The organism is Mesorhizobium sp. WSM4313 (genome assembly GCF_002294725.1).
GTDB lineage: Bacteria > Pseudomonadota > Alphaproteobacteria > Rhizobiales > Rhizobiaceae > Mesorhizobium.
On the sequence record NZ_NSFT01000011.1, the window covers coordinates 79397 to 94053 of the forward strand.

14 protein-coding genes are annotated in these 14657 nt (G+C 63.9%); 7 read left to right on the forward strand and 7 right to left on the reverse strand.

Going from position 1 to position 14657, the window contains the following annotated elements; genetic code table 11:
• Positions 1–25: 25 nt before the first annotated feature.
• Complete coding sequence (locus CK219_RS22585; RefSeq protein WP_095769028.1) at positions 26–1303, reverse strand: GGDEF domain-containing protein; 1278 nt, start codon at positions 1301–1303, stop codon at positions 26–28.
• 266 nt (positions 1304–1569) lie between these two features.
• On the opposite strand from CK219_RS22585, the gene ettA reads away from it, so the two are divergent.
• The 3 genes from ettA (at position 1570) to CK219_RS22600 (ending at position 5270) form a co-directional block, all read left to right on the forward strand.
• A complete protein-coding gene (gene ettA, locus CK219_RS22590; protein ID WP_095768965.1) occupies positions 1570–3219 on the forward strand; it encodes an energy-dependent translational throttle protein EttA in 1650 nt (549 codons plus the stop codon).
• 42 nt (positions 3220–3261) lie between these two features.
• Positions 3262–4029: a trans-aconitate 2-methyltransferase gene (gene tam, locus CK219_RS22595; RefSeq protein WP_095768966.1), complete on the forward strand. Its 768-nt coding sequence runs from the start codon at positions 3262–3264 to the stop codon at positions 4027–4029.
• Positions 4030–4148: 119 nt separating this feature from the next.
• On the forward strand, positions 4149–5270 hold the full coding sequence (locus CK219_RS22600; protein WP_095768967.1) for a beta-ketoacyl-ACP synthase III: 1122 nt from the start codon (positions 4149–4151) through the stop codon (positions 5268–5270).
• Here the strand turns inward: CK219_RS22600 and CK219_RS22605 are convergent.
• Positions 5267–5833, reverse strand: a complete 567-nt coding sequence (locus CK219_RS22605) for an isoprenylcysteine carboxylmethyltransferase family protein (RefSeq protein WP_095768968.1) — start codon at positions 5831–5833, stop codon at positions 5267–5269. The genes CK219_RS22600 and CK219_RS22605 overlap by 4 nt on opposite strands.
• Positions 5834–6014: 181 nt before the next feature.
• Between CK219_RS22605 and CK219_RS22610 the strand changes: the two genes are divergently transcribed.
• On the forward strand, positions 6015–6644 hold the full coding sequence (locus CK219_RS22610) for an MOSC domain-containing protein (RefSeq protein ID WP_095768969.1): 630 nt from the start codon (positions 6015–6017) through the stop codon (positions 6642–6644).
• A 40-nt stretch (positions 6645–6684) separates the two neighbouring features.
• Here the strand turns inward: CK219_RS22610 and CK219_RS22615 are convergent, their stop codons facing one another.
• The 3 genes from CK219_RS22615 to tsaA form a co-directional block, all read right to left on the reverse strand.
• A complete protein-coding gene (locus tag CK219_RS22615; protein ID WP_095768970.1) occupies positions 6685–7527 on the reverse strand; it encodes an SDR family oxidoreductase in 843 nt (280 codons plus the stop codon).
• A gap of 145 nt (positions 7528–7672) precedes the next feature.
• On the reverse strand, positions 7673–7987 hold the full coding sequence (locus tag CK219_RS22620; protein WP_095768971.1) for a DUF2293 domain-containing protein: 315 nt from the start codon (positions 7985–7987) through the stop codon (positions 7673–7675).
• Positions 7984–8490 (reverse strand): tRNA (N6-threonylcarbamoyladenosine(37)-N6)-methyltransferase TrmO, encoded by a 507-nt coding sequence (tsaA, locus tag CK219_RS22625; protein WP_095769029.1) that lies wholly within the window; start codon positions 8488–8490, stop codon positions 7984–7986. The genes CK219_RS22620 and tsaA overlap by 4 nt, the downstream gene beginning before the upstream one ends.
• A gap of 139 nt (positions 8491–8629) precedes the next feature.
• Here tsaA and CK219_RS22630 point away from each other — a divergent pair, with 139 nt between their 5' ends.
• Both CK219_RS22630 and metF read left to right on the forward strand, forming a co-directional pair.
• Positions 8630–9652: a metalloregulator ArsR/SmtB family transcription factor gene (locus tag CK219_RS22630; protein ID WP_095768972.1), complete on the forward strand. Its 1023-nt coding sequence runs from the start codon at positions 8630–8632 to the stop codon at positions 9650–9652.
• Entirely contained in the window at positions 9652–10569 is a 918-nt protein-coding gene (metF, locus tag CK219_RS22635) for a methylenetetrahydrofolate reductase [NAD(P)H] (protein ID WP_095768973.1), read from the forward strand. The genes CK219_RS22630 and metF overlap by 1 nt, the downstream gene beginning before the upstream one ends.
• Before the next feature lie 370 nt (positions 10570–10939).
• Here the strand turns inward: metF and CK219_RS22640 are convergent, their stop codons facing one another.
• On the reverse strand, positions 10940–11860 hold the full coding sequence (locus tag CK219_RS22640) for a DMT family transporter (protein WP_095768974.1): 921 nt from the start codon (positions 11858–11860) through the stop codon (positions 10940–10942).
• A gap of 216 nt (positions 11861–12076) precedes the next feature.
• Between CK219_RS22640 and CK219_RS22645 the strand changes: the two genes are divergently transcribed.
• Positions 12077–13297 carry an alanine racemase gene (locus CK219_RS22645; protein ID WP_095768975.1) on the forward strand — a complete coding sequence of 407 codons (1221 nt, stop codon included), beginning with the start codon at positions 12077–12079 and terminating at the stop codon, positions 13295–13297.
• A 94-nt stretch (positions 13298–13391) separates the two neighbouring features.
• Here the strand turns inward: CK219_RS22645 and CK219_RS22650 are convergent, their stop codons facing one another.
• Positions 13392–14570 (reverse strand): lytic murein transglycosylase, encoded by a 1179-nt coding sequence (locus CK219_RS22650; protein ID WP_095768976.1) that lies wholly within the window; start codon positions 14568–14570, stop codon positions 13392–13394.
• Positions 14571–14657: the final 87 nt, after the last annotated feature.

The following is a 14657-nucleotide window of genomic DNA, read 5'->3' on the forward strand; positions in this document are numbered from 1 at the left end:
AGAATTTTGGTCAGCCCGTTCTTTGTCAGGCTGATCGGGAGGCCGCCTGCAGGATGACAGCCTCGCTGCCAGGTTCGCCGACCACGCGGTCGCGGCCGCTCAACTTCGCCTTGTAGAGGCGCTGGTCGGCCAGCGCGAAAATGTCGGCAAGACAGCGCGTCGTCTCGCTGACGGTGGAGACGCCGGCACTCACGGTGATGTTGTAGCGGCCGGTATGCGCCGAGGTCTTCGTGGCGTTCCTGATAGTCTCGCCGAGCAGCCTGGCCGGCGCGTGCGACTGTTGCGTCAGCACGGCGAATTCCTCGCCGCCGATGCGGAACACCTGATCGTTGCCGCCGACGGTCTCGGCCAGCAGGGCAGCCATCGATTTCAGCACCTTGTCGCCCTCGGCATGACCGAAGCTGTCGTTGATCGACTTGAAATGGTCGACGTCGACAATGAGCAGGCTGAGCGGCTTGCCCATCCTGATGGCGGACGACACCGCGGACTCGCCGTCGGCATCGAAACTGCCGCGATGCAGCAGGCCGGTGAGGCCGTCGCGGCCGACATATTTGATCAGCGCTTCGTAGCGTTCGCGATAGGTGAGGGCGTCGAAAATGTCGGAGAGGCCGCGCGGCACAGCGACATCGTGGTCTTCGACCCATTTCAGATAGGCGACGAGCATGCCGCTATAGGCAAGCGCGGCGCCCATCTTTGCGAACCAGCCGCCGAAGAAGACCTCGAGCGGCGCGCCGGCGACGAAATGCAGCGCGGTGAAGAAGCCGGCCTGATCGAAGGTGAGCACGCAGGCGACCGATGCGAGGATGCGCATGAATGGCCTAGCGCGCAGATAGCTGCCGAGCTTCTCGTAGAGCAGGATGATCAGGATGGAGTCGACGAAGAGCAGCGAGGTGCCCCAGACCATCAGCCAACCCATCTCGTCGATGAAGGCGATGTCGGGAAGCTTGCCGCTTGGAAGTGGAGCGATCGCGTGCAGGCGCAGGACCAGCACCAGCCCGATCATCACGGCGTTGCCAAGCAGCAGGCCGTAGATCGGCTGGCGAACCGTCGCCGCATCTTCCTTCATGTAGAGCAGAAGCAGCATGACGAGCTTGCCGGAGAAGAGCACGGCGGAGCCCGGCGACACCAGCCCGAACGGCAGCGCGACATAGAAGACGCTGGCAAGGTAGGTTTCGAGGAAATGCATGACGCCGAGCGCGCAGATGAACACGCCAAGCCCGATGCGGCGCCGGAAACGGAAAAGCGTGACCATGGCGCCGAAATAGAGAACCGCTTCGGCAAGGAGCAGGGCACCGTTCAGCACGTCGTCGATCCGATCCTTCCCCGAAACCGCAGCATGGCCGCGATTTCCCAACCTGACATCGTTTTGAAGGCGAATGGTTAAGCTCTGATTTCGCACGATCGCGAGAGCGGCGAAAAAGCCCTGAGTGAATTTGGGCACCGCAAACCGGCGAATCCGCGCGGATTGGCGCGTTTCGCGCCGAAAGCGATTGCCGTTCGACGCTTCATCGCCTACATAGCGCCCAACCCCCATCCACCTTGACACTTCAGTTTCCAGGGAAAGCGCGCGTGGCTCGCCAGTTCATCTATCACATGTCCGGCCTGTCGAAGGCCTATGGCACCAAGAAGGTGCTCGATAACGTTCACCTGTCCTTCTATCCGGATGCCAAGATCGGCATTCTCGGCCCCAACGGCTCGGGCAAGTCGACGATCCTGCGCATCATGGCCGGGCTCGACAAGGAGTTCCAGGGCGAGGCATGGCTGGCCGAGGGCGCCACCGTCGGCTATCTGGCGCAGGAGCCGCAGCTCGACAACACCAAGACCGTGCGCGAGAACGTCATGGACGGCGTCGCCAGGAAGACCGCCATCATCGAGCGCTATAACGAGCTGATGATGAATTATTCCGACGAGACGGCGGACGAGTCGGCCAAGCTCCAGGACGAGATGGATCGCCTGAACCTGTGGGACCTCGAGCAGCAGGTCGAGATGGCGATGGACGCGCTGCAGTGTCCGCCACCTGACTCCGAAGTGACCAACCTGTCGGGCGGCGAGCGCCGCCGCGTGGCGCTGTGCCGGCTGCTGCTCGAGCAGCCCGACCTCTTGCTGCTCGACGAGCCGACCAACCATCTCGACGCCGAGACCACGCAATGGCTGGAAAAGCATCTGCGCGACTATCCGGGCTCGGTGCTGATCATCACCCACGACCGCTACTTCCTGGACAACGTGACCGGCTGGATTCTCGAGCTCGATCGCGGCCGCGGCATCCCTTACGAGGGCAATTACACCAAATATCTCGACGCCAAGGCCAAGCGCCTGATCCAGGAAGGCCGCGAGGACGACGCCCGCCAGAAGTCGATCTGGCGCGAGCGCGAGTGGATCCAGTCCTCGCCCAAGGCGCGCCAGACCAAGTCCAAGGCGCGTATCAAGGCCTATGAGGAACTTGTCGAGCAGTCGCAGAACCGCAAGCCGACCGACACGCAGATCGTCATCCCGTCGAGCGAGCGCCTCGGCAATCTCGTCATCGAGGTCGAAGGCCTCAACAAGGGCTTCGGCGACGAGCTCCTGATCGAGAACCTGTCGTTCAAGCTGCCGCCGGGCGGCATCGTCGGCGTCATCGGCCCGAACGGCGCCGGCAAGACGACGCTGTTCAAGATGATCACGGGCCAGGAAACACCGGATGCCGGCTCGATCCGCAAGGGCGAGACGGTGCGGCTCGGCTATGTCGACCAGAGCCGCGACGCGCTCGATGCGAACAAGACGGTATGGGAAGAGATTTCCGGCGGCGCCGAAGTCATCAAGCTCGGCAAGCACGAGGTCAACAGCCGCGCCTACTGCTCGTCCTTCAACTTCCGCGGCGGCGACCAGCAGCAGAAGGTCGGCAACCTGTCGGGCGGCCAGCGCAACCGCGTCCACCTGGCCAAGATGCTGAAAGGCGGCGGCAATGTTCTTCTGCTCGACGAACCGACCAACGACCTCGACACCGAGACGCTGGGCGCTCTGGAAGACGCGCTCGAAGCCTATGCCGGCTGCGCCGTCATCATCAGCCACGACCGCATGTTCCTCGACCGCATGGCCACCCACATGCTCGCCTTCGAAGGCGACGCTCATGTCGAATGGTTCGAAGGCAATTTCGAGGAATATGAGAAGGACAAGCTGCGCCGCCTGGGCGCCGAAGCGGCGACTCCGCACCGCATGACCCACAAGCGCCTGACGCGGTAGGATCAGTCCCCAAGGGCGGCGAACAAAGCAAGGTTCTCTCACATGGCTGACTGGTCCGCCGCCCAATATCTCAAATTCGAGGATGAGCGCACGCGGCCCGCGCGGGACCTGGTGGCGCAGGTGCCGGTCGATTTTCCGCGCCGCGTCGTCGATATCGGCTGCGGTCCGGGCAATTCCACCGAGCTTCTGGTCGAGCGCTGGCCGGACGCCGAGGTGCTTGGTTTCGATACTTCGCCCGACATGATCGAGAAGGCGCGGGCGCGGCTGCCGAATGTCAATTTCGAGCTGGCGGACGCCGCCGGATGGCAGCCCGAGCATGCCGTCGACGTCATCTTCGCCAATGCCGTCTTCCAATGGCTGCCGGAGCATCCGGCGGTGTTCCAGCGGCTGACGGGATTGCTGGCGCCAGGCGGCGCCCTCGCCATCCAGATGCCCGACAATCTCGGCGAGCCGTCGCACCAGTTGATGCGCGATACGGCGGCCGAGATGCCGTTCTCGGCGAAGCTCGAGGGCGCGGCGCGCGGGCCGCTGCCGCCGGTTTCCTTCTACTACGATCTTCTGTCGCCGCTCGCCGACCGGCTCGACATCTGGCACACCATCTACAACCATCCGCTGGCCGATGCCGAGGCGATCGTCGAATGGGTCGAGGCGACGGGGCTGAAGCCCTTCCTCGATCCGCTCGACGCGGACGAGAAGAAGCTGTTTCTCTCCAACTACACCGCCAAGATCGCCAAAGCCTATCCGAAAACGGCTACCGGCAAGGTGCTGCTGCGCTTCCCGCGCATCTTCATCGTGGCCAAGCGCGCTTGAGCATCCACCACCTGAATGCCAGCGGTGGTTGTCGAATTAAGCTGGAATAAACCGGGCAAATGCGACAAGTGTAGCGCCTCGCCTCGGCACAACTTGGCGCCCCCTCGGACGGATTGGACATGCATCGCGTCATCATCAGCGGCATCGGTGCCGAAATCCCTGAACCCGTCATCACCAATGAAGAGCTGGTCGCAAGCTTCAACAGCTGGGTCGATACCGAGAATGCGCGCCGCGCCGACACCGGCGAGCCGCTTTTGCAGAAATCGGACAGCGACTTCATCGTCCATGCCTCCGGCGTGAGAAGCCGCCATGTGATCGAGCGCGAGGGCATCCTCGACCCGACCCGCATGTCGCCGCGCATTCCGGCGCGGCCAGACGACGCGTTGTCATTGGAGGCGGAGTTCGGCCTCGCCTCGGCCAGGAAGGCGCTTGCCCATGCCGGGGTCGACGGGTCGGACATCGACCTGGTGATCTGCTCGGCCTCGCACCATCAGCGGCCCTATCCGGCCATCGCCATCGAGATGCAGGAGGCGCTGGGAACCAGGGGCGCCGGCTTCGACATGGGGCTTGGCTGCTCTTCCGCCGCGGCGGCGCTGCATGTCGCGGTCAACCTGGTGAGGGCAGGGGCGCACAAGCGCATCCTGGTGTCGACGCCGGAGATCATCACCGGGCATCTCAACTTCCGCGACCGGCAGACGCATTTCATCTTCGGCGACGCCTCGGTCGCCATGGTCGTCGAGGGGCTGGCGCAAGGCGAGAAGCGGCCAGGACGTTTCGAGGTGCTCGACACGCGCACCTGGACGCAGATGTCGAACAACATCCGCACCAATCTCGGCTATTACACGCGCACCGCCCAGAACGATCCCTACATGATCAACCTGGAAGGCAACCTCATCAAGCAGGTCGGCAACAAGGTGTTCAAGGAAGTCACCGTCGCCGGCCAGAAATTCATCGTCGAGTTCCTGGCCGAGCACGGGCTGACGCCGGCAGGCATCCGCCGCTTCTGGCTGCATCAGGCCAATGCGCGCATGAATGCGATGATCCTGAAACTGTCCTTCGGTCACGACGTCGACCATGACCGCGCGCCGATGGTGCTGGAGCGGCTCGGCAACACCGCCGGGGCCGGCGCGATCGTGGCGCTGTCGGAGAACCATGCCGACATGAAGGCCGGCGATTTCGGCCTGATCTGCGCCTTCGGCGCCGGCTATTCGATCGGCGGCGCGCTGCTCAGGATGCTTTAAGCCGGCGCGAAGGGCACCAGCATCGGCACGCGCCTGGCGTAGTCGTCATAGGCCGGGCCAAGCTCGCCGCGCAGGAAGCTCTCTTCCAACCGCGCCTTGACGACGACGCCGACGAGCAACAGCGCGGCGCCGGCGATGCCCCAGACCGTGCCCTTGACGGCCATGGTCGCCAGGACGGACAGCAGCAGTCCGGTGTAGATCGGGTGGCGGACCAGGCCATAGGGGCCGGTATCGACGACGCGATGATCAGCCTTGGCGGTGACATTTGCCGACCACAAGCGGCCGAGATGCAGGCGCGCCCACCAGGCGAAAGCGATGCCGATGGCGATCAGGGCGACGCAGATCCAGGCTTCGGCAAGCGTCGGCGTCCACAGCCGCAGCCTGCCGGCATAGCCGTGCGCCGGCACGAACAGCAGGATGGTGCCGGCGAGCCAAAGGACCCGATAACGCGCCTCCGACTTGAGATCGGCGCGCTTTTGCGCTGGGTCTGCCCAGCCAGCGGCAAGGATCCAGGATACCACCCAGAACAGCCAAAGCGCCGCTACAGCGTGTCCGACCTGCATGATCAGGCCTCCTCCCTCCCGATATGCGCATCGTTTATGACGGCCGCACGGCGGCAATGCGACGCGTGTGCAGCGTGGCGGCGTTTTCTGGTAATAACGTCGTGATCGCCATCAAACGATGTGATCGGATCATCAGCGCTTTCGACTGGACCGCCTTCTCAGCGGCCTTTAGACCAGCGGCATGCAGGAAACGAACCTAGAGCTTTTTCCAGCGGCCGAACCGACAATCGACATCGTGCCCGGCCGCAAGCTGACGGCAAAGGCGGCGGCGCTCTATGCCGCTCCGCACGATCATTTCGAGACAAAACGGGTGGAGGAACTGCGGCTCGGCTTCGACGGCATCGAGGGCGATTTCCATGCCGGCGCAACGCGGCGGTCGGGCGGGCGCGAGCCTTGGTATCCGCGCGGCACCGAAATGCGCAACGAGCGGCAATTGTCGCTTGTGGCCGCGGACGAGCTCGCCATCATCGCGCAACGCATGGGGCTCGAGCAGATCAAACCGGAGTGGATCGGCGCCAATCTTGTGGTCGAGGGCGTGCCGCATCTTTCGATGCTGCCGGCCGGCTCGCTGATGTTCTTCAAGGGCGGCGTGACGCTCAAGGTCGACGGCCAGAACAAGCCGTGCCGGTTCGCCGGGCAGTCGATCGCCGAGCATGTCGGCGCAGCGGATCAGGAGGTCACCGCGCTGCTCTTCCCAAAGGAGGCGAAACGGCTGCGCGGCCTTGTCGCCTGGGTCGAGAAGCCGGGCGTCATAAGAGCTGGCGAAGAGATTTCCATCCGGGTGCCCGAGCAGTGGATCTATCGGGCCTGAACAAAGAGGCCGCGCCGCTTTCGCGGCGCGGCGTTCGCGGTTAGGCCGCCTTGCGGTTCTTGTTGGCGCCCTGCGCCATTACCGAGACGTGATCCCATTTCTCCCAAGTGGCGATGCGGTTGGCATATTCCTGCCGGATCATCGGCAGTCCGCCGTCGCCGAAGAAGACCCTGAGCGGCGGCTCGGCGGCATCGACGATCGCCAGCATCGCCGGGCCGGTCGCTTGCGGATCGCCAGCGACGGAACGGCTGCGGCGCTCGGCCATCGCTGCGCGGACCGGCTCATAGGCGTCCAATGGCTTGGAGACCCTGGCCGACAGCCCGGCCCAGTCCGTGGAGAAGCCGCCCGGCTCGACCAAGGTCACGTGAATGCCGAACTCCGCGACCTCGAGGCTGAGCGACTGGCTGAAGGCTTCCAGCGCCCATTTTGAGGCGTGATAAAGGCCGAGCGAGGCAAAGGCGTTGACGCCGCCGATCGAGGAGATCTGGATGATGTGGCCTGAGCGTTGCGCCCGCATGATGGGAAGCGCGGCTTGCGTCACCCAAAGCGCGCCGAAGACGTTGGTCTCGATCTGGTCGCGCGCTTCCTGCTCGGTGACTTCCTCGATGGCGCCGAAATGGCCGTAGCCGGCATTGTTGACGACCACGTCGAGCCGGCCGAAGCGCCTCTGCGCTTCGGCAATCGCGGCGTGGACCGCCTGTTTATTGGTGACGTCGAGCTGCATGGCAGCAACCTTGTCGCCATATTTCTTCACGAGATCGGCAAGCGTGCCTGCGTCGCGCGCGGTTGCGGCGACGCGATCGCCGCGGGCGAGCGCGGCCTCGGCCCAGACGCGGCCAAAACCCTTCGACGATCCGGTGATAAACCAAACCTTATCAGTCATGATCTGCTATCCTTGCCTAGAGGGCGATGAATTCGGGGGGTAAACGGAGGAATCTCCGTTTATCCCCATGTACGGCGCCGCCGCCGTTTTTCCAGAGGCGGCGCCCGAATTAATTGGCGGGATGCGGCGTAGAGGGCGCAGACGCCTATTCGTCCTCGTCGTCTTCCTGAAGCAGGCGTGTAGCGCGCCAACGGGTGAGCACCTCATTGGTCCGCCCGATGACGAAGAAGCGCGCCGAATCCCGGTCATAGCCCTCGGCGAGCAACTTCTCATAATCTGTGTGGACATGGCGGACATGGGCGATGGTGGCCAGCCATACCGCGATCGTCGGGGGCAGGGTCTTCATATGCACGGAACCGGCGTCGGCGCGGATCTTTTCCATGTCGGCATAGGGCGCGAGCGGCAAAAGCGCGGTCAGCGCCTTGGCTATGGCGCGGCGGCGGCCGGTGGGGACGCTCATTTCTCGTCTCGCCCGGCGACCGTCGCTTCGGAGAAAGCATCCGTGGAAGCGTAATAGGGCTTGATGTCGATGACCGGTGTCCCGTCGAGCACATCGATGGCGTCGATCCCGATCCGGCCGGCCTCGATGTCGAGCGCGGCGAGCTTCGCTACATGCAGGCCGACAGGGTTGGGCCGGGCAGGGGAGCGCAGCGAGAAAACGCCTTTCGCTTCAGCCGCGTGGCGCGGTTTCTGCACAATCAGATTCCGCGGCGCGTGATGGAGCCAGGACAGGATGACGACGTGGCTGGCGCGTTCCAGGTTTTGCAACCCCGGGCGATAGGGCTGGTCGATCAGGATTGTCCCGGGTCGCCCGGTTTCCCGGGCGGCGCGCATGTTCTTGGGGCAATCCTCGCGACTGGTCCATGGTGAGACGATGCGGCCGATGAAGACCACATGGCCGTCCGGCGGCAACTGCGCCGGGTCGGCCGCAAGAAGCATTTCACCTTGGCGTGTCTCAAACATCCTGTTCATCCCGCCCAGAAACCGCCTGCCGGCGCGGATCGCGGCTGCGCCATTTTCTTGTCCGGAAGCGACATAGCGCTTGCCAGGGTATCAAAATCGACATAAACATATCTTTATATCTTTCAACGAGAGCCCGCTCATGCATGTCTCGCTCGACACAATGGTAGATACATTGAAGGCGGCGGCCGAATCCAGCCGGCTGCGCATCCTGGTGCTGCTTTCGCGCGGGGATCTCACCGTCTCCGACCTCACCGAGATCCTCGGCCAGTCGCAGCCGCGCGTCTCGCGGCACCTCAAGCTGCTGCTCGATGCCGGGCTGATCGGCCGCTATCAGGAAGGGTCCTGGGCTTTTTTCAGGCTGACCGACATCGATAATTCGCGCGATTTCGTCCAGCGTCTGGTCTCGGCCATAAGCGAGGCCGATCCGCAGGTGGTGCGAGATCTCGAGCGGCTGGCGGCGGTCAAGCGCAAGCGGCAGGACCGGGCTGCCGAGTATTTCTCCGAGAACGCCGCGAGCTGGGATCATATCCGCTCGCTGCATGTGCCGGATCGTGCGGTGGAAGCGGCACTCATCAAGCTCGTCGGCAAGCGGCCGTTCCAGTCGATGCTCGACCTCGGCACCGGCACGGGCAGGCTGCTCGAAATCTTCGCGCCGCTCTACCGGCGCGGCGTCGGCATCGACATGTCGCGCGAGATGCTGAGCGTGGCGCGCGCCAATCTCGACAAGGCCGGCATCGCCAATGCGCAGGTACGCCAGGGCGACATCTTCTCGCCGCCGGTCGAGCGCAACGCCTTCGATCTCGTCACAATCCACCAGGTGCTGCACTATCTCGACGATCCCGCGCGCGCCATCGCCGAGGCGGCGCGGCTGCTCAGGCCATCGGGCCGGCTGATCGTCGTCGACTTCGCGCCGCACGCGCTCGAATTCCTACGCGACCAGCACGCCCATATGCGGCTGGGCTTTTCCGACCGGCAGATGTCCGACTGGTTCGCCGAGGCCGGCCTCGATCTCGAGGACAGCCAGGAATTCGAGCCGCGCGGCGGCAATGAGGCAAGGCTCACCGTCAAGCTCTGGCTCGGCCGCGATCGGCGACTGCTGATCGCCGATCCATCCAATGACTCGCTACCCGCCAAGGCATATCCAATGGGGGAAACAGCCTGATGAACCAGTTCCGCTTTTCCCGCCGCCCCGACATCGGCGACAAGGTCCGGGTCTCGTTCGAATTCTTCCCGCCGAAGACCGACGAGATGGAAGCAAGGCTCTGGGACACGGTTACAAAGCTGGAGCCGCTCAAGCCGAAATTCGTCTCGGTGACCTACGGCGCTGGCGGTTCGACCCGCGAGCGCACGGCGCGCACAGTCAAGCGCATCTTGAACGAGACGACGCTGACGCCGGCGGCGCACATGACTTGCGTCGATGCCGCGCGCGATCAGGTCGACACGGTCATTCGCGAATTCGCGGATATGGGCGTCAAACGTTTCGTCGCGTTGCGCGGCGATCCGGCGGCAGGTGTCGGCACTAGCTACCGTCCGCATCCCGATGGCTATGCCAATGGCGCCGAACTGGTCGGGGCGCTGAAGAACGCCGGCGATTTCGACATCTCGGTCTCGGCCTATCCGGAAAAGCATCCGGAAAGCCCGGATTTCGCCACCGACATCGATATGCTGAAGCGCAAGGCCGACAATGGCGCGACGCGGGCGATCACCCAGTTCTTCTTCGACAACGACCTTTACGAGCGCTATGTCGAGCGGGCGCGCCGCGCCGGCATCTACATCCCGATCGTGCCGGGCATACTGCCGGTGCATAATTTCACCCAGGTCGCCAATTTCTCGTCGCGCTGCGGGGCGCTGGTGCCGGCCTGGCTGGCCGAGCGCTTCGAGGGGCTGGAGAACGACCCGCAGACGCATGCGCTCGTGGCCTCCGCCGTGGCCGCCGAACAGGTGCTCGACCTTGTCGAGCGCGGCGTCGGCGACTTCCATTTCTACACGATGAACCGCGCCGATCTCGTCTTTGCCGTCTGCCACATGATCGGCATCCGCTCGCATGAGACGGAGGCGGCGGGTTCGGCCGCCGCATAGGGCAGGCTGCAACGGAAAGGCCGGGTAGAACCCGGCCTTTTTGAACTGTTTGGACTATACCTCGGTACTGGTCTTCCCGGTTTTGGCGGGTCAGGGAAGAACACCTATGATAAGGGCACCGATGAATGCGAATGCGGCACAAATCATCAACGCGTTGATCGGCCTCGTCAGTCCCATGCCATAGCCTCCTCTTCAGAGCTATGGCCGGAATCTAGAGTCATTTGGGTTACAGGCAAGCGGAAAACGTGCTGCAATGCGACATGATTGTGGGATTTGCGACTTCCGATTTATCGTTAGCCGTTGAAACTCTTCGGCAAAAGCCGCCTCAGGCGTTGTGAATAAATTGTGGCGGAGCTGTGGCATGACACCGCTACCATCGGCCAAACAGGCGACCGTCTATGGTGACCAGGCCGAGTCCGATCAGCGTCATGCCGCCGATTTCGAACAGCGCCAGGCGCTCGCCGAGGAACAGGAAGCCGAGCAGCACCGCGCTCACCGGTACGACCAGGGTGACCAGCGAGGCATTGGTGGCGCCGGCCGAGGCGACGAGGTTGAAATAGAGGATGTAAGCAAAGGCGGTTGAAAGCAGCGCCAGGCCCAAAACCGCGGCCCAGACGGGCGGCGAGACCGAGAAAAGCCCCGCGGGGCCATACGCAATCAGCACGAGCGGGATCATGATGATGGTCGATGCGGTCAGCTGTCCGGTGGCGATGACGGGCGATGGCACGCCCTTGAAGCGGCGGGCGATCATCAGGGCGACGGCGTAGGAGATCGAAGCGCCGATCAGTGCGAACTTGGCCCACACCGGTCCGCCAAGCCCGGCAAGCAGGCCGGGTCCGATCATCACCGCGGTGCCGGCGACACCGAGCGCGATGCCGGCGAACTTGTTCCAGGACAGCTTCTCGTCGGTCGTGAGCGCATTGGCCAGGATCAGCGTCCAGAACGGCGTCGTGGCATTGAGCACCGAAGCGACGCCGGCGCCGAGCTGCGTCTGGCCGGCGAAGATCAGCGAGAAGGGCACGACATTGTTGGTGAGCGCCAGCAGGAAGAACAGGCCGGCATGCGGGAAGGCGAGCCGGAACGAAGGGCCGCGGGCTGCCAGATAGAGGTGAAGTGCCGCCGCGGCGATGGCGACGCGGAACAGCACCAGCGCCAGCGGATGGATCTCGGAAACGGCGATGCGGGCAAAGAAGAACGAACCGCCCCAGATCGCGCCGAGCAGGAGAAGCTGCGCCCAATCCTTGAGCGTCATCGCTCCGCGCGTCGGCGCGGCGCCGGCCGTAATCGACATGTCCTGTTCCTCCCCGGGGCCGATCGCAACCTCGGCCCGTAAAGCATCTCAAGAACGGATATCGGGTTCGGCGGCAAGAGCCACCCGAAACATGACCGGTGGTTTAGCGTCGCCAAAATGTGCAGCAGACCGCTCCGGGTCGCCAAGACACAGAACTGTTTTCTTTGGCGGCTAGCTAGGATTAATTGTGCGCGCTCCAGACCTGAGGATTCGTCCATGCAGCGATTCGGAAATGCCCGTGAGGCGGCACTGGCGCTTCGTCCCGACGACCCGGTCTACTGTTTCCGCCCGCAGGTGCTGAAGGAGGATGCCCTGCAATTCATGGGCATGTTTCCCGGCAAGACCGCTTACGCGGTCAAGACCAATGGCGAGCAGATCGTTCTCAAGACGCTGGTCGAGGCCGGCGTCAGCGCCTTCGATGTCGCCTCGCCCGGCGAGTTCGCCGCCGTGCGCGCCGTCTCGCCCGACGCCGAGATGCTCTACATGCACCCGGTCAAAGCGCAGTCGGACATCAAGCTGGCGCTTGAAAAATACGGCATCCGGGTGATCTCGCTCGACCATGAGGACGAGATCACCAAGCTGACGCGGGTCGTGCGTGCGCTCGATATCGACCCAGGCGCTCTCACCGTCTTCGTGCGCATCCAGACCAAGGGCCACGCGGCTTACGAGCTGTCGAAGAAGTTCGGCGCCGGGCCGGCCAATGCGGTCGAGCTTGCCGAGCGGCTGAACCGCACCGGCTACAAGGTCGGCCTCTGCTTCCATGTCGGCAGCCAGATCGAGGATCCCGATACCTATGAGCGCGCGCTCGCCTCGGCGGACTGGGTGCGCAACCGCCTGACCTTCGACATTGCGGGGCTCGATGTCGGCGGCGGCTTTCCCGCCGAATATGGCCACGACCCCAATCGCAGGCACATCGAGATGCCGTCGCTCGGCCAATTGATGTCGCGGCTCGCCGGCGACCTGAAAGAATATCAGTTCGACCAGATGCCCTTGGTGGCCGAGCCCGGACGCGTGATCGTAGCGCGATGTCTCTCGCTGATCGTGCGTGTGCTGTTGCGCAAGGGCAAGCGGCTCTACATCAATGACGGCATCTGGGCGTCGCTGTCGGATTCATGGACCGGCAAGATCACGCTGCCGGCGCGCTTCATTCCCGATCCCGCGATCCGTACCCGCAACGGCAACGAAAACACCATCGTGCCGTTCAAGGTCTGCGGCGCGACCTGCGATTCCGTCGATATCCTGTCCAGGCCATTCTGGCTGCCGGAAACGGTCGACACCGGCGACTGGATCGAGATCGGCCATATCGGCGCCTACTCGCTGTCGCTGAGAACCCGCTTCAACGGCTTCTTCCCCGACACATTCGTCGAGGTGACGACGCCGTTCGACGAGGGCGACGCGCCGCAGGGGTTCGCGAGTTTGGAGACGATGGCGGATTAGGAGTAGGGAGTAGCGAATAGCGAATAGCGAATAGTGTGTAAGCGAAAGAAGCGCCGGCCAACCCTATTCGCTACTCTCTATTCGCTATTCGCTCTCACAATTTCGCCAAAAGCTCGGGCGTCGGCCAACCGTCTACCGGCAACCCGAGCCGCATCTGCTCCTTGCGGACCGCTTCGCGCGTGTTGGTGCCCAGGATGCCGTCGACGGTGCCGACGTCGTAGCCCTTGGCCTCTAGCTTGGTCTGCAGCGCCTTCATCTGGTCGCCGCTCAGGCCTTGCTCGGGCGTGCGCGGATCGAATTGCGGCGCGCCGGCAAGGCGGCTCGCAAGCACTGCCGCCGTCAGCGCGTAGGTGAAGGACTGGTTCCATTCCAGATAGACGTCGAAATTGTCATAGGTCAGGAAGGCGGGACCCTTGCGGCCCATCGGCAGCGCCAGGCCAGCCTTGAGACCATTGTCGATGAGCGGGTTGCCGTTGGGTTCGGTGACGCCCCACTGCGCCCATTGCGACAGCGGCAGCTTGTTGGTGCGGCCGGTCTGGTCCCATGGCATTTCGTCGGGGACGCGCACTTCCTGGACCCAGGGCTGGTCGCGCTTCCAGCCGCGCGACATGATCTTGTCGGCCGTGGTCATGATGACGTCCGGCACGCTGTTCCTCAGATCGACCTTGCCGTCGCCGTCGCCGTCGACGCCGCGCGCCAGATAGTCGGTCGGCAGGATCTGCGTCTGGCCGATTTCGCCGGCCCAGGCGCCCTTGACGTCGGCCGGCAGCACGCCGCGGTCGATCAAGGTAAGCAGCGGCACCAATTGCTGCCGAAACAGCTGAGGGCGGCGGCAATCATGCGAAAGCGTCACCAGCGCATTCAGCGTATGGAAGTCGCCCTGGACAGCGCCGAAGTCGGTCTCCAGCCCCCAGAAAGCAGCGATGATGGCCGGCTGGACGCCGAACTCCTTGTCGGCGCGGTCGAAGATTTCGGCATATTTCTTCAGATTGGCCGCACCCTGCTTCAGGCGGTAGGTCGAAATCATGCGGTTGGCAAATTCGGTGAAAGTCTGGGTGAAGACGCCCTGGGCGCGGTCGCGCGCCAGCGCCCGCTGGTCGATGGTGGCGTCCTCCAGCGCGTCGAGCCCGACGGCGCCGACGCCGGCTGCCTTGGCTTCTGCCGCGACGCCCTGTTTCCAAGCCTCGAAATCGCCGCCGCATTCCTGCGCCGCCGCGGGCATCGCAAGCGCGCCGACGAAGAGCGCCGCCAGGATTTCAACGCGCAATCGCATCGCTTTCCTTTCGAGACCGGCGCATGACCCGATCGCGACCCCGGACTGGATCGGACGGGCGCATGCGAGGATTTCAAAGCTCAGGAG

Excerpts from the sequence above, each read along its gene's own strand:
- tam (WP_095768966.1), top strand. The coding sequence starts at position 3,262 with ATGGCTGACTGGTCCGCCGCCCAATATCTCAAATTCGAGGATGAGCGC.
- CK219_RS22600 (WP_095768967.1), top strand. The coding sequence starts at position 4,149 with ATGCATCGCGTCATCATCAGCGGCATCGGTGCCGAAATCCCTGAACCC.
- CK219_RS22605 (WP_095768968.1), bottom strand. The coding sequence starts at position 5,833 with ATGCAGGTCGGACACGCTGTAGCGGCGCTTTGGCTGTTCTGGGTGGTA.
- CK219_RS22610 (WP_095768969.1), top strand. The coding sequence starts at position 6,015 with ATGCAGGAAACGAACCTAGAGCTTTTTCCAGCGGCCGAACCGACAATC.
- CK219_RS22615 (WP_095768970.1), bottom strand. The coding sequence starts at position 7,527 with ATGACTGATAAGGTTTGGTTTATCACCGGATCGTCGAAGGGTTTTGGC.
- CK219_RS22620 (WP_095768971.1), bottom strand. The coding sequence starts at position 7,987 with ATGAGCGTCCCCACCGGCCGCCGCCGCGCCATAGCCAAGGCGCTGACC.
- tsaA (WP_095769029.1), bottom strand. The coding sequence starts at position 8,490 with ATGTTTGAGACACGCCAAGGTGAAATGCTTCTTGCGGCCGACCCGGCG.
- CK219_RS22630 (WP_095768972.1), top strand. The coding sequence starts at position 8,630 with ATGCATGTCTCGCTCGACACAATGGTAGATACATTGAAGGCGGCGGCC.
- metF (WP_095768973.1), top strand. The coding sequence starts at position 9,652 with ATGAACCAGTTCCGCTTTTCCCGCCGCCCCGACATCGGCGACAAGGTC.
- CK219_RS22640 (WP_095768974.1), bottom strand. The coding sequence starts at position 11,860 with ATGTCGATTACGGCCGGCGCCGCGCCGACGCGCGGAGCGATGACGCTC.
- CK219_RS22645 (WP_095768975.1), top strand. The coding sequence starts at position 12,077 with ATGCAGCGATTCGGAAATGCCCGTGAGGCGGCACTGGCGCTTCGTCCC.
- CK219_RS22650 (WP_095768976.1), bottom strand. The coding sequence starts at position 14,570 with ATGCGATTGCGCGTTGAAATCCTGGCGGCGCTCTTCGTCGGCGCGCTT.